This is a genomic window from Enterococcus songbeiensis (assembly GCF_005405265.1).
Classification (GTDB): Bacteria; Bacillota; Bacilli; order Lactobacillales; family Enterococcaceae; genus Enterococcus_C; species Enterococcus_C songbeiensis.
In genome coordinates this window covers 19,007-44,597 of the sequence record NZ_BJDS01000008.1, presented here as the reverse complement: position 1 = coordinate 44,597, position 25,591 = coordinate 19,007, and the positions used below count along the sequence as shown (strand labels likewise).

General features: G+C 35.9%; 24 protein-coding genes. 2 read left to right on the top strand and 22 right to left on the bottom strand.

Translation table 11 applies throughout. The features are described 5' to 3' along the window. Positions 1–86: 86 nt before the first annotated feature. The 9 genes from FFM66_RS05405 to FFM66_RS05365 form a co-directional block, all read right to left on the bottom strand. Positions 87–2,228 (bottom strand): peptidoglycan D,D-transpeptidase FtsI family protein, encoded by a 2,142-nt coding sequence (locus FFM66_RS05405; RefSeq protein WP_137605243.1) that lies wholly within the window; start codon positions 2,226–2,228, stop codon positions 87–89. A gap of 306 nt (positions 2,229–2,534) precedes the next feature. Further along, positions 2,535–3,653 (bottom strand): LCP family glycopolymer transferase, encoded by a 1,119-nt coding sequence (locus FFM66_RS05400; RefSeq protein WP_048605012.1) that lies wholly within the window; start codon positions 3,651–3,653, stop codon positions 2,535–2,537. A 224-nt stretch (positions 3,654–3,877) separates the two neighbouring features. Continuing rightward, positions 3,878–4,687 carry an ABC transporter permease gene (locus FFM66_RS05395; RefSeq protein ID WP_048605011.1) on the bottom strand — a complete coding sequence of 270 codons (810 nt, stop codon included), beginning with the start codon at positions 4,685–4,687 and terminating at the stop codon, positions 3,878–3,880. Positions 4,688–4,732: 45 nt separating this feature from the next. Next, positions 4,733–5,791, bottom strand: coding sequence for an ABC transporter ATP-binding protein (locus tag FFM66_RS05390; RefSeq protein WP_048605010.1), 1,059 nt, complete (start codon positions 5,789–5,791; stop codon positions 4,733–4,735). Positions 5,792–5,907: 116 nt separating this feature from the next. After that, positions 5,908–6,306, bottom strand: a complete 399-nt coding sequence (gene tagD / locus FFM66_RS05385; protein WP_048605009.1) for a glycerol-3-phosphate cytidylyltransferase — start codon at positions 6,304–6,306, stop codon at positions 5,908–5,910. A gap of 154 nt (positions 6,307–6,460) precedes the next feature. Further along, on the bottom strand, positions 6,461–6,661 hold the full coding sequence (locus tag FFM66_RS05380; protein WP_048605008.1) for a cold-shock protein: 201 nt from the start codon (positions 6,659–6,661) through the stop codon (positions 6,461–6,463). An 83-nt stretch (positions 6,662–6,744) separates the two neighbouring features. After that, positions 6,745–7,215: a GNAT family N-acetyltransferase gene (locus FFM66_RS05375; protein ID WP_082147281.1), complete on the bottom strand. Its 471-nt coding sequence runs from the start codon at positions 7,213–7,215 to the stop codon at positions 6,745–6,747. A 69-nt stretch (positions 7,216–7,284) separates the two neighbouring features. Beyond that, entirely contained in the window at positions 7,285–7,893 is a 609-nt protein-coding gene (locus FFM66_RS05370) for a superoxide dismutase (protein ID WP_137605242.1), read from the bottom strand. Positions 7,894–7,968: 75 nt separating this feature from the next. After that, positions 7,969–8,424, bottom strand: a complete 456-nt coding sequence (locus tag FFM66_RS05365) for a GtrA family protein (protein WP_137605241.1) — start codon at positions 8,422–8,424, stop codon at positions 7,969–7,971. 153 nt (positions 8,425–8,577) lie between these two features. Here FFM66_RS05365 and FFM66_RS05360 point away from each other — a divergent pair, with 153 nt between their 5' ends. After that, on the top strand, positions 8,578–9,378 hold the full coding sequence (locus FFM66_RS05360) for a DUF1189 domain-containing protein (RefSeq protein ID WP_137605240.1): 801 nt from the start codon (positions 8,578–8,580) through the stop codon (positions 9,376–9,378). A 78-nt stretch (positions 9,379–9,456) separates the two neighbouring features. After that, positions 9,457–10,401 carry a phosphoglycerate dehydrogenase gene (locus tag FFM66_RS05355; protein ID WP_137605239.1) on the top strand — a complete coding sequence of 315 codons (945 nt, stop codon included), beginning with the start codon at positions 9,457–9,459 and terminating at the stop codon, positions 10,399–10,401. Between the two features lie 14 nt (positions 10,402–10,415). On the opposite strand, the gene FFM66_RS05350 is transcribed toward FFM66_RS05355, so the two are convergent. The 13 genes from FFM66_RS05350 to FFM66_RS05290 all read right to left on the bottom strand — a co-directional run bounded on the left by FFM66_RS05350 (position 10,416) and on the right by FFM66_RS05290 (position 25,591). Then, positions 10,416–11,375, bottom strand: coding sequence for a glycosyltransferase family 2 protein (locus FFM66_RS05350; RefSeq protein ID WP_137605238.1), 960 nt, complete (start codon positions 11,373–11,375; stop codon positions 10,416–10,418). A 75-nt stretch (positions 11,376–11,450) separates the two neighbouring features. Beyond that, entirely contained in the window at positions 11,451–11,765 is a 315-nt protein-coding gene (locus FFM66_RS05345; RefSeq protein WP_048605002.1) for a HesB/YadR/YfhF family protein, read from the bottom strand. Positions 11,766–11,780: 15 nt separating this feature from the next. Further along, positions 11,781–12,446 carry a potassium channel family protein gene (locus FFM66_RS05340; protein WP_048605001.1) on the bottom strand — a complete coding sequence of 222 codons (666 nt, stop codon included), beginning with the start codon at positions 12,444–12,446 and terminating at the stop codon, positions 11,781–11,783. Between the two features lie 80 nt (positions 12,447–12,526). Next, the gene (locus FFM66_RS05335; protein WP_048605000.1) at positions 12,527–13,156 is read right to left on the bottom strand and encodes a response regulator transcription factor; all 630 of its coding nucleotides are present in this window, start codon (positions 13,154–13,156) and stop codon (positions 12,527–12,529) included. Continuing rightward, a complete protein-coding gene (locus FFM66_RS05330) occupies positions 13,131–14,228 on the bottom strand; it encodes a sensor histidine kinase (protein ID WP_048604999.1) in 1,098 nt (365 codons plus the stop codon). The genes FFM66_RS05335 and FFM66_RS05330 overlap by 26 nt, the downstream gene beginning before the upstream one ends. After that, on the bottom strand, positions 14,225–14,956 hold the full coding sequence (liaF, locus tag FFM66_RS05325) for a cell wall-active antibiotics response protein LiaF (protein WP_137605237.1): 732 nt from the start codon (positions 14,954–14,956) through the stop codon (positions 14,225–14,227). The genes FFM66_RS05330 and liaF overlap by 4 nt, the downstream gene beginning before the upstream one ends. 135 nt (positions 14,957–15,091) lie before the next feature. Then, entirely contained in the window at positions 15,092–15,574 is a 483-nt protein-coding gene (gene greA / locus FFM66_RS05320; protein ID WP_048604997.1) for a transcription elongation factor GreA, read from the bottom strand. Between the two features lie 109 nt (positions 15,575–15,683). After that, a complete protein-coding gene (gene mltG, locus FFM66_RS05315) occupies positions 15,684–17,054 on the bottom strand; it encodes an endolytic transglycosylase MltG (RefSeq protein WP_137605236.1) in 1,371 nt (456 codons plus the stop codon). A 75-nt stretch (positions 17,055–17,129) separates the two neighbouring features. After that, positions 17,130–19,091: a CDP-glycerol glycerophosphotransferase family protein gene (locus FFM66_RS05310; protein WP_137605235.1), complete on the bottom strand. Its 1,962-nt coding sequence runs from the start codon at positions 19,089–19,091 to the stop codon at positions 17,130–17,132. 148 nt (positions 19,092–19,239) lie between these two features. Beyond that, positions 19,240–21,177 carry a GH25 family lysozyme gene (locus FFM66_RS05305; RefSeq protein WP_246038422.1) on the bottom strand — a complete coding sequence of 646 codons (1,938 nt, stop codon included), beginning with the start codon at positions 21,175–21,177 and terminating at the stop codon, positions 19,240–19,242. Positions 21,178–21,830: 653 nt separating this feature from the next. Continuing rightward, entirely contained in the window at positions 21,831–23,558 is a 1,728-nt protein-coding gene (locus FFM66_RS05300) for a DUF6020 family protein (RefSeq protein WP_137605234.1), read from the bottom strand. 121 nt (positions 23,559–23,679) lie between these two features. Next, positions 23,680–24,627 (bottom strand): glycosyltransferase family 2 protein, encoded by a 948-nt coding sequence (locus FFM66_RS05295; protein WP_137605233.1) that lies wholly within the window; start codon positions 24,625–24,627, stop codon positions 23,680–23,682. A 10-nt stretch (positions 24,628–24,637) separates the two neighbouring features. Beyond that, the gene (locus tag FFM66_RS05290; protein WP_137605232.1) at positions 24,638–25,591 is read right to left on the bottom strand and encodes an NAD-dependent epimerase/dehydratase family protein; all 954 of its coding nucleotides are present in this window, start codon (positions 25,589–25,591) and stop codon (positions 24,638–24,640) included.

Sequence of the window (25,591 nt, the reverse complement as noted above, 5' to 3'; positions counted from 1 at the left end):
AAAATACTCGCTTTTAGTGATTATTTCAAAGCCTAACTCTTTTTTAAACAAGAAAGTAGGACATGACTTTCGCCATGTCCACTCATTTATTTCATATACAAATCATAATACGCGTCCATGATTTCTTTTGCAATCTCCACATTTGTGTGATCGCCGGATAATTCCTTGATTTGGGGAATCATGATGCTGATGGATACCTGAGCATTTTCAGAAGGTCCATAAGCAACCAAATTACTGTTGATTAAATTGACTTCTTTGCCATCATCAATTATGAGCGTTTCAGCAGTACCGGTTTTGGCAGATACATCCATTTTTGCTGAAGCCAAACCAGTTGCAGTTGTCCAGCCACTAGTTCCGTGAACTGCATCATAAAAACCGTCTTGGATGATTTTCATTTCTGATTGAGAAATATCTACTGTGTTCAAAACAGTCGGCTCAATTGCTTTTTTCAGCTCGCCAAGATTGCCGTTTTCATCATTGTCATAAATACCGGAAACCAAATGTGGTTTTATTCGTTTGCCACCATTAGCTACAGTGGAGGCATATTGTGCAAGCTGGATCGTCGTGTAGGTATCATACTGTCCAAATGAAAGGTCTAAAATCAATCCCCCGGTACCATTGGTAGACAAGGATTCTAGGGGTGTAACGATTCCGGAGGCTTCATTTGGCAAATCAACGCCAGTTTCTGTTCCCATTCCATATTGAGCAAAAGCCGTTCGCAATTCATCGAATGCTTTGATCTGTGCCGGTTGATCAATATAAGGCATTGCCACACCAGAACTGTACTCCATTCCCAACAAACGAAAGGCAACTTTCATCATATAGGCATTGGAAGAAATTTCCAACGCTTTTTGTGCAGATAAACTTTGATTGGCACTGCCATCTTTATTATAAATTGACCCTTTGACTGCAGAACCTTGTACTCTGATTGGTTCATCATACAACACTTCGTTTCCTTTTAAAACGCCCGCATCCCAGCCGGCTGTCAAGGTTCCTGCTTTCACTACGGAACCGGGAACAAAGGCATGAGTAATGGTGCCTAGTGCGTATTCTTCAAGTTCAGTAGATTTCGTTTTATGTTGAAAACCTGACATAGCTAAAACACCACCAGTATTCGGATTCATTGCTACCGCATAAATTCCTGGCGAATATTCTACCCGTCCGCTGTCGATTAAGTTCTCAAAATGCTTCTTCAAAATCGCATCGATTTTTTTCTGGAACTCTGCATTGATAGAAAGCACAAGGTTAGAACCTTTTTCTCCTGCAAAAACTTCCTTTTGATTCGAAATGTTGCCTTCATGATCCAAGGTGATCTCGTATTGTGTTTTTGTTCCCTGCAATACTTCTTCATATTGCTTTTCCAGTTGGCTTGTCCCGACACGATCGTTTCGCGCGTAGCCTTTTGCCAAGTATTCTTCTAAATCTTCTGCTTCGATTCCTTGTTCTTCGGTGGAGACACTGCCCATAATGCTCTTCAAGGAACCTTTTTCTTCATATTTCCGTGTCCAGTCTGTTCCAGTAGAAACCCCGGGCAATTCTGCTGTTCGTTCCGAAACGATTGCCAGTTCCTCATCTGTGACATTTCTATTCTTAATAAAAATCGTATTTAAGGCCTGTGCGCCATTCATTCGTTTAAAAATTGTTGCCGCCTTTTCCTGTTCTTTTGAAAATTGAATTTCTTTGTCTGTTACCTTATCAACGATTTTTGCATACTGTTCACTGGTATCTAAATTCTTTTCTTCGTCAGATAAGCGTTCCGTTGCTTCTTCCAGATTTTTTTTATTTCCTAACCAATAATCCTTTTTGTCCCGTTCTCGCAAATTGCTGTCTACAGGGACATCGATCAGTTCATTCAATTTGTTTGCGATGGTATAAAGGTCATCTGCCGTCATCTTATTTCCCCGGGTAAACGTAATTGCCGGGTTGGCTTGATTACTGACTAAGGCTTTTCCGGTAGAATCGTAAATCATCCCTCGCGGCGTGCTGCCCTGTACCTTAATCACTGAAGAAGATTTTAGTTGTTTAGTGATATTTTCGCCATTTACAATTTGTAAATAGCCTAATTGCGCAATCAGCGCGACGAATAATGCAAAAATTACAAAAAATAAAAAATTCAAACGAAAGGGAACGTGGGAACGTTTTGCTCCTTTACTTTCCGGTTCCTTTGCACCTTTTTTCATGCTTTCAATCCAGTTTTTTGATTGTAGATTCTTTTTTAAATTTTTCATTCTCCAAATCCTTCCAGACACAGTTGCGTACCATCTCATTTTACCAAAAAAAAGTCAGTTAAGCAGTGACTTTTTGCGAACTATAAAAATATTTAAACACAACAGATAAATTCAACAAAATGTTTCACGAAAAATCTTGAAACTTTTTATTCCTAAAGAATTTTTATTGTCTTTCATTGCTTTCTTGTCTTTTTCAAAAACGCTGCCTGTGAAACACCATCAAAAAAAATACCGCTGTGGAAAAAGTTTTGTGCATAAGCTGCGTATATTTGTTGAGCAATAAAAAAAACTGGTTTCCCAGTTTTTTTAATAGCCGCCTTCTGTGTAGCTTTCCTCATAGTTAGCGCCGGTTTCATCATAATCATAATAGTCGGTTCCCTCTGTATAGGTACCTGTGTCTTCTTGATTTTGCACACTTGCATCATAAGAACCATTACTATCATCGTAAAATTGACCTTCTGCATAGCCACTTGTGTATTGATCACCTGTAGGCAACGTTTCACTCGTTGGCATATCCAGTTGCGTTTTCAAAGCATTTTGAACTTTTAACAATTCATTGATTCCCAGAATTTGATAGTAAACGCCATTAAGCATCTGACCTTCGCCTTGTAATTGTACTTGTTCGATTTTATCAAAAGCAGGAATGTAGTTTTCAGCGATATCCAGCATATCTTCCCAAGCTAAATCGGTTTTAGAATTTTTTTCCACCGCTTTGAGAATTTTTTGATAATTGCTGACGCTATCCAAGCTCATAACTTTTTTAACAATTTTGGTAATAACTTCCCGTTGACGTTTTTGGCGACCAATATCCCCTTCTGGATCGTCTTTACGCATCCGAGCATAAGCTAGTCCGGTTTTTCCATTTAACGTGATTTTCCCTGCAGGAACATGAACGCCTTCAAGGGTGAAATCAATTTTATTATCCACTTCAATTCCGCCAACTGCATCAATCAAATCTCGCATTCCCTGCATATTGATGGTTACGTAGTGGTCAATAGGAATATCCAACAGATTTTCCACTGAGTCCATCGACATTTCCACACCGCCGTATGCATAGGCATGATTCAGCTTATCCATCGTATCGTAACCAACGATTTGCGTATAAATATCACGGTCCAAGCTAGCAATGGTTGATTTCTTTTGTTCTGGATTCACAGTGACGACCATCATGCTATCTGATCGTCCTTGTTCCGTCCGACCAAGCGCTCCAGTATCGATTCCTAACAAAAGGATGGAGAAAGGTTCACGATCTTCGATACTCACTTCTTTTTCCCGCTTAGACGTTTTGCGATCCACTTTTTCAACAATATTATTAAAAGTCGTGTTCGCATCGTGGTACATTTTGATTCCATAAACAGTTACTCCAGCAACTCCTAATGTAATAATTCCTAGAATCGCTAAAATAATTTTCTGATATAAGCGCATGGTACACCTCGGTCTCTTCAATCTTACAATATCGAATAAATTTTGCCATAGTTTCCGTCTTTGAGCAACGCAACGCTTGCTTTATAACACAATCTTAATAATTCTGAAATGAAAATGAAACGCAACGAAAGCCCATTTTTCAAAAAAACAGAAAGATTTAGGTACATTTGCTGAGAAAAAAACTGACGAACATTGAATGTTCTTCAATTCCGTCAGTTCAGATTTTAAATATAATCAACAAAGCGTGCTCGGAATTTCATATGAAGATGGCTTCCTAGGATTAATAAGATAAAGACCATTCCCCAGAAAATCAGCGTAAAATTTGGTTTCTCCCAGAACCATTGGCGGCTCAAGAAACTATCTCGAAAGCCTTCAATGATATAGTAAAAAGGATTCAGCCGTAAAATTTTAACTAAAGCCACTGGCAAATTACGATTATTGATATCCCAAATTGGTCCCGACACATAAAACAATAGACGTAGAATCGACTGTAGCAGAATATGGTAGTCGCGAATCAAAACGGTAATCGTCGCATTTAATAGTCCAAAAGCAAACATAAATACCAGCATGCAGAAAAAGTAATAGAAGTACTGCAACCAATACAAGGTCGGCATGGTATCACTAACAAGGAGCGATCCCACAACGATCACCGTCATTGGAGCGTAAGAAGTAAGATTACTGATAATATTGATTGTTGGCAAAATGCTAACCGGAAACTTCATCTTTGCGACCATACCTACTTGGCGATGAATACTGTTCGATGCCCCCAAAACAGAAGAATTCATATAAAACCAAGCGGTAATCCCAATCAGCATCCAAACAATAAATGGTACGCCGGAAATTTCTCGATTTCGATTGACACCAACGCCAAAAACTAAATAATAGATTCCCACCTGGATTGCAGGATTCAAGATTTGCCAAGCCAAGCCTAAATAGTGACTCTGATAAGTTGCCTTGTCTTCATATCGCGACATCCGAGAAATCATTCCCAGATGTTGAAACTGCTCTTTAATTACTACTGAGATTTCTTTCACTAAACTCTTCCTTTTCTCATATATCCCACGAGATATTTTTTGTAATTAATTAAAAACCCGCTGCAACATTTCCAAAGGATGCTGCAATGACCAAATCAATGATTTGTCGCTAAAGGAGACGAGCGCCATAAAGCAAGTTGCTAATACGGCGACACCTAAAATTGCTTTGGTAGGACCACTCATTCGATCCCCCAATGGGATACGTTTCAAGTTTTTTTCAACTGTCGTTTGCGGCAGTTTTTGCTCTGTCAGCCACTTGTCTTGTTTATAATTTTCTGCCAACTTTGCTAAAGTAAAGGCTTTTTGCCCTTCTTTTTGTTCATCTTGGTATTTTTTTTGTTCTTTTTTCGGTTGTTTCTTAAACCAGTCAATAAATGTACGGTACTCTTTCATCACTTCTTCTGTCGGTCCAAACATCCGCATACTTCCGTAATGCATCCAAATCGTTCGATCACAAAGTTTTTCAACCTGTGGCAAAGAGTGGCTGACGAAAAAGATTGTTTTTCCTTGTTCCTTAAATTCAACGATTTTATCCACACATTTTTGATAGAAGGTTTCATCCCCAACGGACAACGCTTCATCAATAATCAAAATATCAGGATCGTTGTGAACTGCAATCGCAAAACCCAGTCGTGATTTCATCCCACTTGAATAGCTTTTAACCGGCTGATTGATAAAATCTCCCAAATCTGCAAAAGTCACGATCTCATTCATTTTTTTGTCAATTTCTTTGTTGGTCATACCAGACATCAGCGCTTTTAAGCGAATATTTTCTAATCCCGTCAATTGGTACTTTAATCCAGCACCGATAGCAATAATCGAGGTGTCCCCATTTACTTCCATTGTTCCGGAAGTTGGCGGAATAATGCCGCTAATCACATTGGATAAGGTTGATTTTCCAGACCCGTTGATTCCAATGATCCCAACTGATTCCCCAGCCTTTACTTCAAAGCTGACACCCTTCAGCGCCCAAAAACGTGGAACATTGCGATGATAGAATTTGAACAGCGCTTTTACTTTATCAGATTTCTTTTTATATAAGTCATACTCTTTTGTTACCAGCGTACTTCTTACTTTGATGTTTGTATTTTCCAATTCATTCATCCTTCTCATGCATAATTGTGTCATAGGAATTCAATGTACATGATACCATATTTTTTCTTCTCGTAAAGTATTACTCTGACAAATAAACAGCCGAGGAGCTATTCTCGGCTGTTAGTCTATTTCAATTTTAAATCATTTTTGATTTGAGTGGTGGAAACTTCTGGTGTTCGGGGTAAATAAATAACTTCTGCTTCTGTTTGTTCTTGGATGAAGTCAAACTTGCCAGCCCAGTCATCTCCCATAACAAACTTATCAATATGGTAAAGTTTGATATCTTCGACTTTTTGCTTCCAACCTTCTTCTGGAATAACCAAATCGACGTAGCGGATTGCTTCCAACAATTGTTTACGTTTTTCATAAGAAAAATAGCATTTCTTTTGTTTTTCGTCCCAATTGAATTCATCCGTAGACAAAGCAACAACTAAATAATCCCCTTGCTCTTTTGCTCTTCTCAATAAATTAATATGTCCATAATGCAACAAATCAAAGGTTCCATAAGTGATTACACGTTTCATCGTTTTCCCTCTTTTTTTCATGATACTTTACGATAACAAAAAATAATCAAAATAGCAATATTTTGCCAGAAAGCTCTTTGTTCATCAAAAAGGCACCCCAATGAAGGACGATTTCTCGTCCGTATCAGGATGCCTGAAAGCTGCTTGTTGAAGATTAAAGTTTCGTTACTTCCGCTGCTTGTGGACCGCGAGCTCCTTCAACGATTGAAAATTCAACTTCTTGTCCTTCTTCAAGTGATTTGAATCCATCCCCTTGAATTGCTGAAAAATGAACAAAAATATCATCGCCAGCTTCTGTTGTAATGAATCCAAATCCTTTTTCATTGTTGAACCATTTTACTTTTCCTTGTTCCATCTTCTGTGTAGCCTCCAAGAATAAAATTAGTAACGAATACGTTCGTCCCAATTATTATACAAAAAAATGTAAGCGGTAGCAAACTATTTTTCTAAGACGAAATCGTTCATGATAAATCCCTCGCCAATATCGCCATAAAACTCATCAACAATCGTAAATCCGCGATGCTGATAAACAGCCAATGCCTCTGTATTATTTTGATTGACCTTGAGCTGAAGTTTTAGTCCTAATGAGTCTGCCAACTGATCGTACCAATCAAAAATCTGCGTCATCAGTCCTTTTCCCCGATGTTCATGGTCAATGTATAATTTGCTGATAAACACGCAATCTGAGCGGATTTCATACGCGGTATACCCAACAATCTGCTCCTCCGTCAAAGAAAAATAATGGACCCCCGCGCTGATTTCTTGGCAAATATTTTCTGGCGATTGATAATGCTTCAGCATATACTGCACTTGCTCTGCTCCGATAATTGGAGTAAAAAATTCTTGCCAAATTTTTTTGACAACAGGAAAAAGCGTTGAAACTTCATCCGTGGTTTGTATTTCATGCATGGTTAAAATAAGCGTTGCCCCCAAATAAAAAAGATGAAAGGAAAAATTCCTTTCATCTATTGTAGCGAATTATTTTGCATTTGCAAAATGTTCGTTTACTTTTTCCCAGTTTACTACATTCCAAAATGCTTCAATATAATCTGGACGAACATTTTTATATTTTAAATAATAGGCATGTTCCCAAACATCTAAGCCTAAAAGTGGGGTTTTTCCTTCCATCAATGGAGAATCTTGGTTTGGTGTGGAAGTAATTTCTACTTTGCCATTTGAAGCAACCAGCCAAGCCCAACCAGAGCCAAAGCGCCCTGTTGCCGCTGTTTTGAATTCATTTTTGAAAGAAGTAAAATCACCAAATGTTTCATTGATTGCATCTTTGATTGCCCCTGTTGGTTCGCCACCAGCATTTGGTGCCATGATTTCCCAAAAGAAGCTGTGGTTTGCATGTCCGCCACCGTTATTACGAACAGCTGTTTTAATATCTTCTGGTATTGCAGACATATCTGAAATCAATTCTTCAACCGATTTTTCACCTAATTCGGGATGTTTTTCGATCGCTGCATTTAAATTTGTTACATACGTATTGTGATGCTTGTCATGATGCAAATGCATGGTTTCTACATCGATATAAGGTTCCAATGCATCGTATCCGTAAGGTAATTCTGGTAATTTGTAAGTCATGAAAAAAACCTCCTGATTGATAGTCTTTACACTGTAAACACTATCAAAGTTAGGAGGTTTCTTCAATTAATATGCCTACTCTTTGTCGATTTCCTCGATGACAATTTTTTTCTTGAAAATAAACAATTTACTAAATACATAATTGGCAATGACAACCAATATCTGAGTGACTAATTTGGCTAGAAAATCGCCAGAATGAAAAACGTCAATCATTAGAAACATCATTCCCATGTCCATGCCATAAGAGATGACACGATAAAAAATAAATTTTGCAAATTCAACAATCAATTCCCAGAAATTTTCTGATTTAGACTGAAAAACCCAAATCTTGTTTGTCACAAAGGCAAATAAAACCGCTGCAATCCAGGAAATACTGTTAGCATATAAATAATTGAAGTGAAATACATCTTTACTAATAAAATAGGCAGCAAAATTTACCACTGTCGCCAAGCCGCCAAAGAACAGGTAAATAAATATTTCCCATAGACCTCTTTTTACTAATTGTTCTTTAAACCAAAAAAAAAGTTTCATTTCAATGCTCCTTTGATATTTCCTTATTATCATACCTAAAATGAGACAAAATGACTAGTCTCTAGCGATTAATTTATTTCTTTCCCTTGTTTTCTACAGAGAGCTTCGTTACAATAGCTTGGAAGCCATACAGTCTAAAAAAGGAGCTTGTCGATGACAGTCTTACAATTATTCAAAAGTTCATTTTTTCGCTTTAAAGATTTAGCGGAAGCCCGCAAGATTTCATTTATAAAAATTATCGGTTATTTGGTTCTTCTAAGCGCCTTTCTCGCAATTCCGATTACCTTTCAAGTTTCAAGGATTATTGATGATGTTCAAAAAGATGGACAGGCCATTGCTGAAAAAATTCCGGATTTTACGATTCAAAATGGTACCTTGACTCCTGAAAAAACAGCGGAAGGTTTTATTTATCAAACAAATTCCATTATTTTTACCTTTGATCCCGAAGGTAAACGAAGCGCCAATGATATTTCTACAGATATGATTGGTAATTTTCTCAGCATCGGTCTGCTGAAAAATAATCTGGTTATTGCCTTACCTTCCTCGGGCTTTACCACTCAATTTCTTGGAGACAATCAGCTGGTTCTTTCCTATAAAGAAGACGCACTACAATCATTAGATGGGAGCCGTATCCGTACATTTCTCCAACAAAATCAAATTCCTTGGTGGATACAACTGGTTACTTTCTTTGTTGCCTTGTACCCTACCTTCTTGGATTTGATTTTGACAGTCTTAATGATTACAGTGGGTGCCACGATTTATTCCAAACTGAGACGTTTACCATTGAAATTTTTTGACAATCTAAAAATTGCGATCTTTTCTGCAACATTACCAGCGATCATTGCTGCGCTTTTCTCCATCTTCGTTACCTTTGATTCTAGTACATTTTTGTTGATTGCGAGTTTATTTATTTATATGCAAGCAGTCAAGGCAGTTTCCCCAATTACCAATTAGTATTTAAGCATTCTCAGCAGTCCTTGAGAATGCTTTTTTTCATCCAATTTGATAGACTAGAAAAAAGGAGGCACTTTCATGTCTAAAATTATTTTATCCAAACGTCCATTTAAACCTGAACTGATTGAACAGATACACGAAATTGCTCCAACCTATGAATTTAAAACCCCAGGAGAAGAATTTTCTTGGGATGAAGTTGCTGTCACCATTGGTTGGTCGGAAGCTTGGAAAGAAAAACTCTTTCCAGTAAAAAATCTTAAATGGGTTCAAACGATTTCCGCCGGCGTCGATTATTTGCCCCTCACACTGTTTGAAAAAAATAAAATTCAGGTGACTAATGGCAGTGGTATTCACGCACAAGCGATTACGGATCACATTTTGGCAACGCTTTTTATGAAGCTTCGTGGCATTGATCAAGCGGTCGCTAACCAAAAAAAGAAACGCTGGCATCCTGCTGAAACCCATTACGGTTATCTTTCAGAGCAACAGATCTTAATTTTGGGTACGGGTCATATTGGACAACGACTTGCTGAAACCTTATCTCTACTTGGTGCTAAACCACTTGGCATCAATACGAGTGGGCATCCAGTCACTGGTTTTTACAAAACATTTCCAATGAATGATCTGTTTACTCAAATCCAACAAGCAGACTTCGTCATTAATATTCTTCCTTTAACAGATGAAACCTATCATTTATTCAATGCTTCTTTCTTCAAAATGATGCAATCTACCGCCGCTTTTATCAATGTTGGGCGTGGGGCAAGTGTAGATACTTCCGCAATCACTGCTGCCTTGGGAACAAAGGAAATCGCTTTCGCTGCCTTAGACGTCTTTGAAGAAGAACCACTACCAGACAACAGTCCACTATGGGAACTGCCAAATGTTTTGATCACTCCTCATATCGCAGGAATGACGCCACATTTTCAAAAAGCTTTTATGGGTATCTTTTTGGAAAACCTTAAAAGCTATGTGAAAGATGGTACGTTGTGTCGCAACGAGGTAGCATTGGAAAAAGGGTATTAAAAAAACTGCCAGATTTACTTTTCTGGCAGGTCTTTTTGATTCGTTTTAATATCCGCATCCGTTTCCTTCACAATAAAATGCGGTCGTTTCTTGGTCTCTAAAAAGATTTTTCCGATATATTTTCCGATGATACCTAAGCAAAGCAACTGCAAGCCACCAACGAAAAGAAAAATCGACACCATAGAGGGCCAACCGCTTGTTGGATCCCCGTACAACAATGCCCGAATAATAATGAACACTAGTGCAATTCCCGACCCCAAACATGAAAAAGCGCCGACAAATGAAGCGAGATTTAGCGGTGCATCAGAAAAATTAATAATTCCATCAATCGAATATTTAAATAATTTCCAAAAAGACCAGGAAGTACTCCCAGCCACTCGCTCACGGTTTTCATAGGAGATATACTCGGTATCAAATCCCACCCAACTAAAAATCCCTTTAGAGAAGCGGTTATATTCAGTTAATTCTAAAATTGCGTCTACCATTTGACGGGTCATCAGACGAAAATCCCGAGCGCCATCCACCATTTGAGTATCACCAATTTTATTGACTAACTGATAAAATAGCTTTGAAAAAAAACTGCGAATTTTGGGTTCTCCCCTTCGATTGGAACGACGAGTCCCCACACAGTCCAAATTATTAGCTTCTAAGCATTGAAACATCTCTATCAGTAGTTCTGGTGGATCTTGCAAGTCAGCGTCCATGACAGTAATATAATCCCCTTTTGAAGCTAATAGACCTGCATATAAAGCAGCTTCTTTTCCAAAATTTCTAGAAAACGACAAATAACGGACATTCTCATGACTGGTTGTCGTAAGGGAACGCAACACCGCTAAGGTCCGGTCGGTAGAGCCGTCATTGACAAAAATGTATTCAGTTGGCATATCTAAATCCAACACAACTTTATTTATATGTTCAAAGAAAAGCGGGATACTTTTTTCTTCATTGTAGCATGGAACAATTACTGATAACATTGCGTTACTCCTTTAAAAACATCCTATAAATAAAAAATGTATTCTTCAATCCTAAAAAATAGGCTAGTGATTAGCCTATTTTTTTTGCTCATCTTCATGATTTTTTTCAAACACATACTTCGGTTCATCCAGTTTTTCATCATAATCCACCACTAGATCATATCCTTTAAAAAACCATTCATCCGTTTCATCGATAAAGAATAAAAGACCATCAATGGTTTCTTCTACTACTGGTTGACTAGGAACATCCACAGCCATTCCGACAGAAAATCCTTCATGAACCTGCGTTTTTCCATAGACCTTTCCGTAAAAGCGTACACCCATTCCATTATCCACTACAAGTTCCTTTTTGAACCATTCAATTGCTTTTTCGGTAACTGCTAATTTCAAACCTATCGCTCCATTCTAATCATTCATTTTATCATCAAGAATATCGACGTCACCCGTCTCACCGATCACTAAAAGATTGTCATTTTCCTTAACGATCTCGTCTGCAGTTGGTGACACAACCACTTTTCCGCCAACCCGACGAATTCCTACAACAGTTAAACCAAACCGTTGTCTAAAGTTTAGCTCTAATAATGTTTTATTGAAAAATTTCGGATTGGATACTCGAATTTCAGCTAATGAATAATCATCAGACAGCTCAACATAATCCAAAATATTTTTTGAAACTAGATTGTGGGCGATTCTGATTCCCATATCCCGCTCTGGATGGACAACTCGATCTGCCCCGATTTTCTCCAACACTCGCGCGTGATACTCGTTTTGTGCCTTAGCAAGAACATCCGGTACACCCATCTCTTTAACCATCAAGGTAACCAAAATACTCGCCTGAATATCTTCGCCAATCGCCACGATTACATGGTCAAAATTGCGAATCCCCAACGACTTTAAAGTCATTTCATCCTGCGCATTCCCAACAACCGCATGAGTAGCAATATTCATATATTCATTCACCCGATCTTCGCTGGTATCAATAGCTAAAACCTCTTGTCCAGCTTCAATCAATGTTCGACAGATACTACCGCCAAATCTTCCTAAACCAATAATTGCATAATTTTGTTTCATTTTCTTCTCCTTGTAAACGCCTTTATTAACATTACCAGTATAACAAAGACCTCTCCATCTGACTACGGAGAGGTCCTTTTTTATTTCACTAACCCATGTTTAAACGCATAAATCGCTGCTTGCGTCCGGTCTTCCACTTCTAATTTCGATAAAATATTGGATACGTGTGTTTTGACCGTTTTCAGCGTAATAAATAATTCATCTGCGATTTCTTGATTGCTTTTTCCTTGTGAAATCAACATTAAGATTTCATGTTCCCGATTGGTAAGATCCTCATGCAGAATAGGTGTGCGACGAGTCAGCCGTTCCATCATCTTGGTAGTCACTTCTGGTTCAAGCACTCGTTCCCCCCGTTGTGTAGCACGAATCGCATCCGCAATTTCATGAGCTGTCGAGGTCTTCAACATATAGCCGGCTGCACCAGCTTCAATTGCCGGATAAACTTTTTCATCATCGATAAAACTTGTCACAATAATAATTTTGGCTTCCGGCCAATCTTTTAAAATAGCTTTTGTGGATTCGATTCCATCCATCACGTCCATGACCAAATCCATCAAGATGACATCTGGGCGTAATTCCATCGCTTTTTCATAACCGATTTCGCCATTTTCTGCTTCACCAACGACTTCAATATCATCTTGAATCGATAGATAAGAAGAAACGCCCAAACGAACCATCTCGTGATCATCCACGAGCAATACTCGTATCATTTTCAATAACCTCCTTCAACAGCGGAATCTTTATCTCAATACTCGTTCCCTGTCCTTTAAAACTAATAATTTTCACCGTACCACCAACACCATTGACCCGCTCACGGATATTCATCAAACCATAACTCCCGGCTTTTTGATTGCTGGCGTCAAAGCCAACACCATCATCAAGCACCCGCAGCAAGACATTTTGGTCCACTTGATGCAAATAAACTTCCAACTCATCAGCTTTTGCATGTCGCAACGTATTTGACAGTAATTCTTGAATAACACGGAATAATTGATCTTCAATCGCCGCTGATAACGGAATATCTTCAATTTCCCATTTCAATGAAATTTTTATTTTTGTTTGCAGCTCTTTTAATAATTGCTCGATTCCTTGACGTAAACTTTTACCCTCTAAGGTTATCGGACGCAAGTGCAACAATAGCGCCCGCATTTCTGATTGTGAGGCGTTGATAATATCGGTGACCAACGCTAACTGTTTTCGCTGATTTTCAGGCGCTTGCGTTTTTTCTGCCTGTTCATTCAGTGCCGACATCATCATCATGGCAGCAAAAAGCTGTTGCGAAACGGAGTCGTGCAACTCACGGGCCAATCGATGCCGTTCTACCTCTAAAATCTCTTCTTTCGTCTGCCCATCAACCAGCTGCGGACGGCTGTTCAAAAGTTGCAGCTCAGAAGACATTTCTTTCATCTTTTCCGAAACCTTCGTAATGTCCGCATCAATTTCTTGAATATACCGATTTTCTTTTGAATGGGGAATAGCTTCCGAAAAAATAGTACTTTCATAATTGCCGCCTGCTAACAAGCGTAGTTTCTCTTCAATTCCACTATAGAACCTTTTACGAAAGACACTGATTAGTAGATAGGCAAGCAACCCGATACCCACCGAAATCGTGAGGATGTAAAAGATTATCGGGATGTAAAAAATTTTTGTTTGAAAGGTCAGCGCCCACCAGTTGCTCTGCCCGCTGGCATACAAAAAAGAAAAGTACAGTAGCATTTGAATCAAAAAAGCAGTGATTCCAATATATAGAGCCAACATTCCTTTGGTAATTTTTGCGATCATACACGGATCACCTCAATATCACCAAATAAGGTGTTTGTAATGACCTTGATTCGTCTGGTACTCTCATCATAATCTTCACTGTAGACTTTTAGGCTTTCATTTTTTAATGCGGTCTTTTCCCCTTCAAAGTTCACTTCACCTATAAATGTTGCATGCTCCAGCATCACACCCACACCTGAAGGAACCAGAACTCGCGTACGACCAAATCCTTTACGGATCAGAACAGTATTGTCTTTTTTAGGTAATATCGTATTGCCTAAATCAACGATGGTATCACCTGATAGGATATTGATGTTGATATCATCCCACTCATACACTTGATTACCAATTCGTTCATTGCCTACCCATTGTTGCTTGATTTTTTCTTGACGATGACTCCGTGGTTGATCTGTTTCAACAATGATCATTTGTTTTTTTCGCCAAAAAGCATTTTTCGTCAAGTCAATTCCGGAAATTTCAAAACCTTTTAGGCCGATAAAGATCACCGCAAATACTACCATAACCCACAAAGCAGGACTGTTTAATAAACTGATAAAAATCGCCAGACAGCCAATAACTAATAAAAAATTATTTGCATTGGTTTTTTGCTTGCGCTTATAGGCTGTGTAAAGGAAGAAAATACCAATTATAAGCAGGATCAATAGCGGTGGATTGCTTATAATCTGCCAAATCGCAAAAATAAACAACAATGCCTCAACTACAATGAAAAAACGCCATGGATTATTCATCTATCCACCCCCATTCTTAATTCTATCTTATCATATCGCATTCTTAACAAAATAAAATCGGTCTGTAGTCTGAAACAAACCTGTCTCTTAAAAAAGCTGGAACAGCATCTTTTGCTCTCCCAGCTTCTGCAATGACTATTTTGTTTGAGCCACTTCAACGATTTTTACTAACATATCTCCACCAGGTGTAGCAATCGTTACTTCATCATTGACTTTTTTGCCAATCAACGCTTGAGCGATTGGAGAATCATTTGAAATCTTTCCAGAAAATGGATCTGCCTCAGCACTGCCGACGATTGTATATTCTTCTTCTTCTCCATCTGGTAATTCAATAAATTTAACAGTTTTTCCAAGGGAAACTTCATCTTTATCAACACCTTGGTTATCAATAATCTGTGCAAAACGAATCATATTCTCTAATGTTGTGATCCGACCTTCAACGAAAGCCTGTTCATCTTTTGCTGATTCATATTCCGAGTTTTCGGATAAATCGCCAAAGCCACGGGCGATTTTAATTCGTTCAATAATTTCGCCACGTTTGACCGTTTTCAATTCTTCTAATTCTTGTTCTAATTTTTCTTTTCCTTCTGCTGTCATAGGATATACTTTTTCTACCATATTAATAATCTCCTTTGCTTCATCTAAAAAAATCGCAAAAGGTAATCTTTTGCGAATAAGTCCACAAAAGATTACCATGCTTTCTGCTAAATGTAAATAACATAATTGATTAATTATTTACATATTTCTCTACTAATTCCATGTGTTCTTCATAGGTTTCAGCGAAATAAACTTCCTTCGTATCAATGTCTGCAACGAAATAATAGTAATTATTTGCTGTTGGTTCCAAAACTGCTTCAATCGATTGTTCGCTTGGGCTGTCAAAAGGTCCCGGACCGTATCCAGTGTTAATATAAAGGTTATACGGTGAATCCGTTTGTGTTTCGGCAATCGTTACGACTTCTTTATGTTCACCAATTGCGTAAAGAATAGAGATATCTGATTGCAGTGGCATATCCGTAGCTAACCGATTGAAGAATACTTGTGCAATATTTTTACGATCCGCTTCTTTTTCTCCTTCTTTTTCAACAAGTGAAGCTAACGTCAGTACTTCTTGCACCGTCATATCTTTTTCTTTGATTGTTTCAAAATACGGAGTCAGTACCGCATTTGATTTATCAACCATTTGCGTAACCATCTCTTTAAGTGACGTTCCTTTGAAATAATCATAGGTTGCTGGGAATAAATAACCTTCCAGTCGATAGCGAACATTTTCCGCTTTTGCCGCACTATCCAAAAGATCTGGATATTTTTTATGCAGTTCATCAAAGAAAGCTTGATCTTTCATCAAGGCAATGAATTCTTCTTTTTTGATTTTCGTTGCTTTGGCAATAGCATCACCGATTTGCTCAATGTCATATCCTTCTGGAATTGCTAATTTTGCATCGACACCAGCCGATCCTGCGCCACCTTGCTGCAAAGCTTCACCGATGTCATCTAATGTCATATCTGGTGAGAATTGATAGCTACCTGCCTGAAATCCTGTCAAATTATTAAATTTCGTATAATAATTAAACACCATACCACTTTTAATAACATCTTTGTCCTCTAAAATTTCTCCAATTGCTTTATTGGAGGATCCACTTGGAATCTCTACGGAAATTTTTTCAGAACTATCCGGGTCTAATGGTCGTAAACTGGCTGACACATACCGATAAACGGAGAATACCAATATTCCGCCAATCACTAATAACGCTAGCACAACGACCGTAACGATTTTATTAACAATTCGGTCTTCTTTGCGCCGCATCACCTTACGCTGTTTGACATCGCTTGGATCTTTACTATCAACTATATTTTTTTCTATTTTATTTTCTGTTTTCTTTGCCTTTTTTGGCGTAGGCTTTTTTGAAGAGCCAGCAGGTTTGCTTCTTCTAGATCCCACTGATTCTGATTGATCTTGCTGATCTTTATTTTGGGCCATGATTTTTTCCTTCTCGGCATCCTTTAAAGCGCCGGTAGTATTACTTGAATCTGAATTATTCAGAGAATTTAATATCTTATCTTTAAATGATTCTTCCTCTGGATGTTGTTTAGACAAAAACAACTCCTCCTTACTTTCGTAGTACTAGCTTGTACTATTATACACGAAAGTTTGGAGGAGGGGAACAGGTTATTAATTTTCATAATTTTTTAAAACAGTAAATATTCTTTTACAGGCTTTTTTATCGTTGAATGTATAAATATTTTCTCTTACATATTTTTCCAGTTTTTTATCGATACTATTATTTCGTGTTTTTTCTAAAGCTAAGTCAATAAGCGATTTTTTATCTTGAATTATGGGTCCTGGTAGAAATGTTTCTTTTTTTTCTAATTCACGTTGTTCGTTAAATTCCTCAATAAATTGATAATAAATAACGCTTTTTTTAAGAATAACAAAATCTAATCCTACACTCGAATAGTCTGTAATAAGAACACCATGATTCTTTAATAGATGTTGCACCGTACATGATCCCTCATAAATAATATTAACAAAATTAGATTTAAATAGATGCGTATATCTTTGAAAATTATGGTGGAGGTAAAAACTGATACTTAGATTATTCTTATATTTAGCTTCTCTAAGAATTGGGTCATTAATCAGTTCATTAAAATGCTTATAAAAAGATGTTTCCATGAATTCTTGATCTGACAGAGTTTCTTTGCCCTTTCTCCAAGTAGGCATTATTAGAATTTTTTTTCGTATTAAATATCTCTTAACTTTATTATTTCCTTTTAAAAGTGCATCAAATCGTGCAAATCCAGTAATCTCAATATCCTCTTCAGAATAAAACAGCTCATCTCTTACTATTGTAAATTCTCTTTTAGAAGATACTAAAAATTTATCAATTAGATTGGGATTACTTTTTTTACCATATAGGTACTCTATGTCTCTGACTCCTGTAATACCATGTTGTAGAAAAATTTTCTTCGCGAAAGTTAATTTCTTTAATGTTTCAGTCGTAATCACCGGTAGAACATAATTTGGTGTATGGGTATGGACAAAGAAATCTGCTTTAAAGAAAAGTTCTACATGTTGTAAACTTTTGTAAAACACTATATTTTTCTTGAATTTCATTAGATTTTCTAAGTCTTTTGAATTTTTTGAAATTAGATAATACACCTCAAAGTGATTCTGTTGCTCCATCATGTATTTAAAAAAAAGCATTCCATTATCTTGAGCTTTAGATGGATATTCAAAAATAATCACAATTGGTTTCTTATTCATACTATGTTTATTATCTTTAATTTTTTCAAAAAGATTAAATTCTTTTTTATGAAGGACACTCATCCTATTTGATAAATTTCCCAAAGAAGTTTTATACCAATTTATCGCAATCATATCTGTATTCGTATATTGCAACCAAGACGTCTCGGGTAAATTATTTGGACCAAACAATCTAAAATCATAAGTCGTGAGATCATGCTCTATTATCTGTATATTAATCCAGTAATCGAAAACTGATAGGTCATAGTTATCGTAATCAAAAAAATTAGAAAGTTCGGGGAAAATTTCTGATGGCGAAAAAACAACCTCAAAAAGATTCTTATATTCACCAGACACCGTTTGGATAGTATTTTTTGTAAAAACTCTTATTTTAGTTTTTAAGAGTTCCTTTCTATTCGAAAGAATGAAATCAATTGAGTTAAGAGAAAAAGTCTGCGTGAAAACTTCAAGTTCCATCTTAATTTTGTCATCGTTTATTATAGATATTGAGTTTACCTGACTTTTCTTATAATATGATTTAGATGAAGGTACCTGATTCCAAATAAAACGAATAAACTTATCATATGTAACATATAAAAATAGTTTTTGATGTTCAAATTCGGTCATTAGGGATTTTGAATTAGATTTAAAAGCGAAATTCTCCATAGAAATTTGCTTATTTTCTTTTCCATAATAAATATATGCACGGTCTTCTTGATCTTTTTTTAACAACTTAGCAATAGAATATAAAGAAATTCTCCATTTATCTGTTCCTATTTTTTCAAAATATTCTACCTCGTTATTTCTAGAGATTCTGAGATCTTGGAAATTAAATTCTGAGCATTCAATAAAATAATAGTTTCCGTTTGTATATGCTTTCAAGTTAAGCATATCGTACCTCCTAGCATTTACCGGTTAATAAAGTGTCATACCATTTTTCCCGAAAAAGAACAGATTGCTTTACCATTCAACCTGTTCTTTCGATTAATCATTCATTTAAAGTGCGCTTTCTTATTTATTTAATCAAATAGTTTCTCGTTCAATTAATAATCCTACAAGCATTGGCATTGATGTAACCATACCATTTCCCACTAGTTGAATACAAAGAGTAATAGATTGCTCCATTAATATGATTATATTGACCTCGGGCAACAAAAGATTCGTTTAAGAATTGAGAAGAACTGTGTCTTTTTTTCCAAGAAAAATTGGACCATAAATTATAATTTTTACTTTTTATTTGAACCTTTGACCCATTTCTAATATAGATACCTTCCGCCCCTGCTGCCTTTTCAGTTCCAGTTGAATTAATGTAGCCGTACCATTTTCCTTTTGAGTCATAGAGAGAATAATAATGACTACCATTGGAATGTTTATAACTAATTTTCACATTAAATGTAGTATTAAGAACCTGGTTAGAGCTACGAAGTTGTTTCCAACTAAAATTTTGCCATATCGAATAGTTTTTCTTGTTTATCGTCACATAGAAATTTTCTCTAACTGCAGGTCCTTGTTGTGTGATGTCTGTGGAACATGCTCGTGAATTGATGTATCCTTGCCATTTTCCATTTGAATCATACAACGACAGATAAGAAGCCCCATTAAAGTGGTGATATCTTCCTTTCGCCAGTAGTTTTTTCCCAATGATTTTTTCGGATGGATTTCGCAATCTCCAACTAAAGTCACTCCATGTATTATAACCATTTCCAGTTACAGTCACATATTTCCCATAACTTTGCCATACACCGGAACTCTCTGAACTGAGCACTCCAACATTCGACTCAACATAACCTTGCCACACATCTTTATTATCATAGACAGAATAATAAGTTTTTCCATTTGAATGATTATATTTCCCTTTGGCTAACAGCGTTTTATTTATGAAATTGGTCGTATTTCCGCTAATTTTCCAAGAAAAATTCTGCCATATTGATGAATTTGATTTTGTTACTGTTAAATACTGATTTAAAGAGATATAGGGGCCTTGGGGTTGTACATTACTAAACTTATTCGCATAATCTGATGACATGTCAAAGGGATTCGTAATTCCGGGATAAAATACGCGAGATGTCCATTGCCATGCTCCATAGGCTGTATAAAGTTGTGTTTTTGTGGGATTATACGGATATGCTGCTACCCACACATTTTTTTCACCTAATGTTTTCGAATTTATTCTCCCTTCATTAATCCAATTCAATCCAATATAATGCTGCACATTTGAATATCCCAATTGTCTCAAGCGGTCAGCAAATGCCTGAGAATTTTGTGTATGATTTTTATTATCTTTAATTTTGGGTTCTTCAATGTCATTGACCATAATTGCTGATTTAGGTAATTTTAACTCTGTAGCATATTTAGCAAAATAATCTGCTTCTTTCGTAGCTTCAGCACTTGTAGTGAACCAACTGTAATGGTAAGCATGCACATTTAATCCCGCTGCCTGAGCATTTGCAATCTGACTTGCTGCATAAGGGTTTCTATAGGTCGTATATTCCGTTAACTTTACAACAACGGATTTAACGCCATTGTTTTTCATAAATTGGTAATCTGAAACACTGATTAATCCATTATGCGAAGAAATATCAATAAAGTCTTTTGTCGGTGTGTTTGAATTATTATGAGCAATATCAGGTAAAGTCAACGAAGCCGCTCTTCCACTTCGCTGAACAGGTGGTTGAATAACTTCGTATAAATCTGATCTACTTTTATCTGACGGAAATGCTTCTAGCGAAATCTCAGGTATTTCTTTAGATTGTGATTCTTCTGTCATTGTTGACGAAGAATCTGTGTATTCTATAGCATTTCCCTCAATAGTGCTACCGAAAGTATCTATTCCAGAAGAATTTTCAGTCGTGTCCTCCGATTGACTTGAAAATTGGATAAAATCAGTGCTTTGTGTAGCCTTCTCTTTGGCAACCACAACATCCGTAAACATCAAAGTGCTAATTAAGAGCATAGTAATTAAAACTTTCTCCCTCATTTTCACTCCCCCTTTTCTCTTTATATACTAATCTTAACTTAATTAAAGCCAAAAACCAATTTTTAAACATAGTATAGAATTAGTTATTGTCACTTTTGAGCCCCCACCATACATGCAGCCAATTTTTGCCATTTTTTTGGAAAAATCAGTATTGAAATATCACCTCATAGAAGGCATTTAACAATTTTTGACATCTATCTCCTAAAAAGATCAACACGAGCTTGCCTTTTAAATGGAAGTTGCGAAACTTATGAAATAGGTGTTTTAACCTACCTAGCAATCAAAGCAGCTAATTATTTTCTTTCGGCAAGAGATGTCATGTTTTGGTGAGACTACAAGAAAATTTTCCGCTGAGATTAAAAGTCTTCTCACTTTGTGATAGGCTACCCCTATTGATACATTTTGCTCAATAACTATCAGAATTTAACTTGTACTGAGTTAAAGAAAGATGAGTGACTGGAAAAAGTACCTCAGTAACAAATTTCTACAAAAGAAAAAATAGCAGAAATTATTCAGTCATGAGAAATACTAATAATAAAGTACGAATTGGCAACTACTACGGTTAATATATAAAGTAATCTGCCTTTTGGGGTATTACATTATACTACTACAAGTTTATTTATCGGTTTTTTGTTGCACTTTATATTTAAGATTCACTTTTTCGTTAGTGCAACTCCAAAATAAATAGGTATTGCAAAAAGAATACTAAAAACATATCTAAAATCAGTAGCCGGCAAAGAAATTGCTAGTGTCAATAGATTTAGATACATTGGTAAAATAATTAACAGACTCCTCTTGTTAATAACGAATAACACAGTTATTATTCCCAGCCCCAACAATCCAATCGCTCCTCGAAAGATGATTGACTGTAAATTATCATTAAGAAATTCAAAAAAATTTCGGGTAATCTCAGAAAATTTAGGAAATAAGGGAGGTTTCTTTAATGCTTCAGTACTTTTATTAATCCGTTTCTTATACTCGTTAAAACTAAGAATATTTTTATTTCCTTGTGTTTTACTCTCGTTGAAATAAGATTGGTATGCTTGCACTAATTGAACGTCAAAAGATTTCGTAGTATCAGTACGATAGGTAAAATATTGATAATTTCCTCTTTCCTGAGTAGGGTCATTGTTTCCAAGATAAATTTGATAGTTTTCAGGTGTGTAGTATCGCCAAAGAGGCGCTACTTGTTCAAGATAAGCTTGGACATAAATTCCAAAATTACTTTTTAACAAACTGAACCAACGTTTTAAGAATTCTCCTAAATTATCTGAAATGAACTCTCCGTTATAAGCAGAATTAAATTTAAGAGGATCAACAGTTTTAGAATCGTATTTTTCCTTCCAAATCTCCTCAGGTAAAATTTTGGTGAAGTATTCCTTATCTTCACTTGAAAATACACCATTATTATGGAAAACAGCAGCTACTTGTTGTGTTGGAATTGCTAAAGCCTCTGTTAGTGGGCTTTCGCGGGCATTTAAGACCGTTGAACCAACAAACGAAAAAACAAGATGCATCATAATCGAAGCAGCTAAAATAACAACTGCATCTTTGCTTCTAATTTTCAAAAGAAGGATAAATAGAGTAATTAAAACGATGATTAGTCCATTTTTTCTGAATTCCATTGTGAAAAAAATAGCAAGTATAAACAAAAGTGAAAACCACTTATTTTTCAGAAAATTTCTTCCTAACTTATCAATTTGATAGATACAAAAACTAAATAACAAAAGTGCAATACTAAAGGGGATATCTTTCCAGAGCGTAGCCATATAAAAACCATTAATTGGATAAACAAGGTAGACTAATAAAATTATACGACTGATATTTCTTGAAAGTCCATTTTTCTCTAAGAAAGCTAAACAAAAACCAACTACAAATGAGCCACATAATGTCTGCAAAACTAAAAATGAGATGGGACTATAATATATGTAGCTAACAAATCGTATTAATAAAGTATGAAGTAATGGATGCCATTCCGAAAGTATTCGTGTTTCATTTGCTTGAGACCATTGGTTGTAGGAATCTGTACTTAATGATCCTGGGAAAAGTGCAATGAGAAATAAACTCCAGAAAAGGGCCAGAATACAAGAATAGATCAGACCCTGTCTTATAATCAGCTTTGACTTATGTTTTTTTTGTTGTTGCTTAGTTCTGGGTCCACTTCTGAAATTATCTTTGGGACTCTCGGATAATTTCAATAACCATAAGAGAACATAATAAAAAGTGAATACCCAAAAAATCAAAGTAGACATTATTCCAAGTATACTCATAGATGATGTTAAATGTAAGTTTTGTGAACTTGTGCTCAGTGTCCAAAAAAATGCTAAAATTCCCGATCCTATTAAAATTGATTTATCTGTTCTTAATTTTTGACTAGACACGAAAAATAGAAACCCTGATAGAAGTAGCAACGCGACTAACTTTCCAAGTGAATAGGAATAATTAACCAAAATAGAAAGCAATCCGGTGAAAAAAAAGATTATAAACAATAAAAGATTTGTTCTACTCATCGAAATCTGTTCCATTCATATTTTTATATTTGATTAATTCAAGCCGATATAATTTTTTATAAGAATTATTATGGGTATCTAAAATTAAACCTACAAAGAAACAAAGAATCGAAATTATTACCAAACCTACAGCTAAAACAGCCGAAGGTAGCTTAGCCACAAAACCAGTTTTTATGAATTCGTTAATAACCGGAATACCCGTCAGTAGTCCGAAAATTAAAAATATAAACGACAGTAACCCAAAGAAAAATAATGGTTTTGAATCTCTCAACATGCCAAGTATCATTTTGATTACTTTAAATCCGTCTGAAAAAGTATTTAGTTTTGACTCGCTACCTTCTGGTCGATCTCGATAATCAATTTGTATCTCTTTAACTAAAAATCCATTTTCAACACAATGAATTGTGAGTTCAGTTTCTATCTCAAATCCTGGGCTTAGAATAGGAAATGTTTTCACAAAGTATTTATTAAATCCCCTAAATCCAGTCATGATATCTTGAATATTGCTCTTATATAGATAATTAATCATATTTTTAACAAGATTGTTCCCAAAATCATGGAAATTTCTTTTATTTTCATTTGAGTAAGTTCCATTAGAGAGTCGATCCCCAATTGTCATGTCAGCAATTCCTTGTTTCATTGGTGCTAATAGCTGATGAACATATTCTGCCGGATATGTATCATCTCCATCCACCATAATATAATAGTCAGCCGAAATATCCATAAACATGCTTCTGACGACATTTCCTTTTCCCTGACGGGATTCAGCCCTAACAATTGCTCCATGTTGTTTTGCTATTTCAGATGTTTTATCTGAAGAATTATTATCATATACATAAATTTCCGCATTGGGTAATTCTTTTCTAAAATCATCAATAACTTTTCCAATTGTTATTTCTTCATTGTAACAAGGTATTAAAACTGCAACTTTATCTAACATTTTATCCCACCTAATCAACTTTTTTCAGTTCATATTCTAAATATTCACATATACCTTTTCTTAAGTCATATTTTGATTCATAACCTAAAGATTCAAGTTTTGTAATATCTGCAAAGGAATATTGTATGTCTCCAACACGTGCATCCTGTTTTTTAATAGGTAACTTAACATTTAATACCTGTTCATAAATATCTATCACTTCATTTAATGAAGATGGTTTACCTGTTCCAACGTTAAAAACCTCTCCCTTTGCATCAGATTTATCTGATACCAAGAGTAATGCGGCAATTACATCTTTAATAAAAACAAAATCTCTCGTCTGCTCTCCATCACCGTATAATACAAAATTAGTTTCTTGATTAGATAAAACTTTTTTAAATTGTTCTGTAATAATAGATAAAACACCAGAGTACGGTGATTTCGGATTTTGATTCATTCCATATACGTTAAAAAAGCGAACTGCGGAAGTAGGGACATTGTATAAATGGTTGTACGCTAATACGTATTTTTCAGTTGCAAATTTATCAATAGCATATGGCGATAAAGGTTTAATCTGTGAGATCTCTTTTTTGGGTAAAGCGGGGTCATCTCCGTATACTGCTGCAGAAGAAGCAAAAACAACTCGCTTTATTTGTTTTTGAAATTTTTTAACTAATTCAAGTATTTCTAAATTGGCATTCATATTTATTTCATGGGTTTCTATAGGGCGCTTGATAGAATCAGCTACACTAGCTACAGCAGCCAATAAAAAAATATAATCAAATTTGTTCTTACTTAATATTTGAGTGATAAGTTTTTCATCTCGAATATCTCCTTTTAGAAACTCAACTTTATCTAACTGCAGATTTTCTTTTTTTCCCATTGATAAATCATCGACAACTACTACATCATGTCCGTCATTGACCAAATGATTCGCCAATGATGAGCCGATAAATCCAGCTCCGCCTGTGATTAAATATTTCAT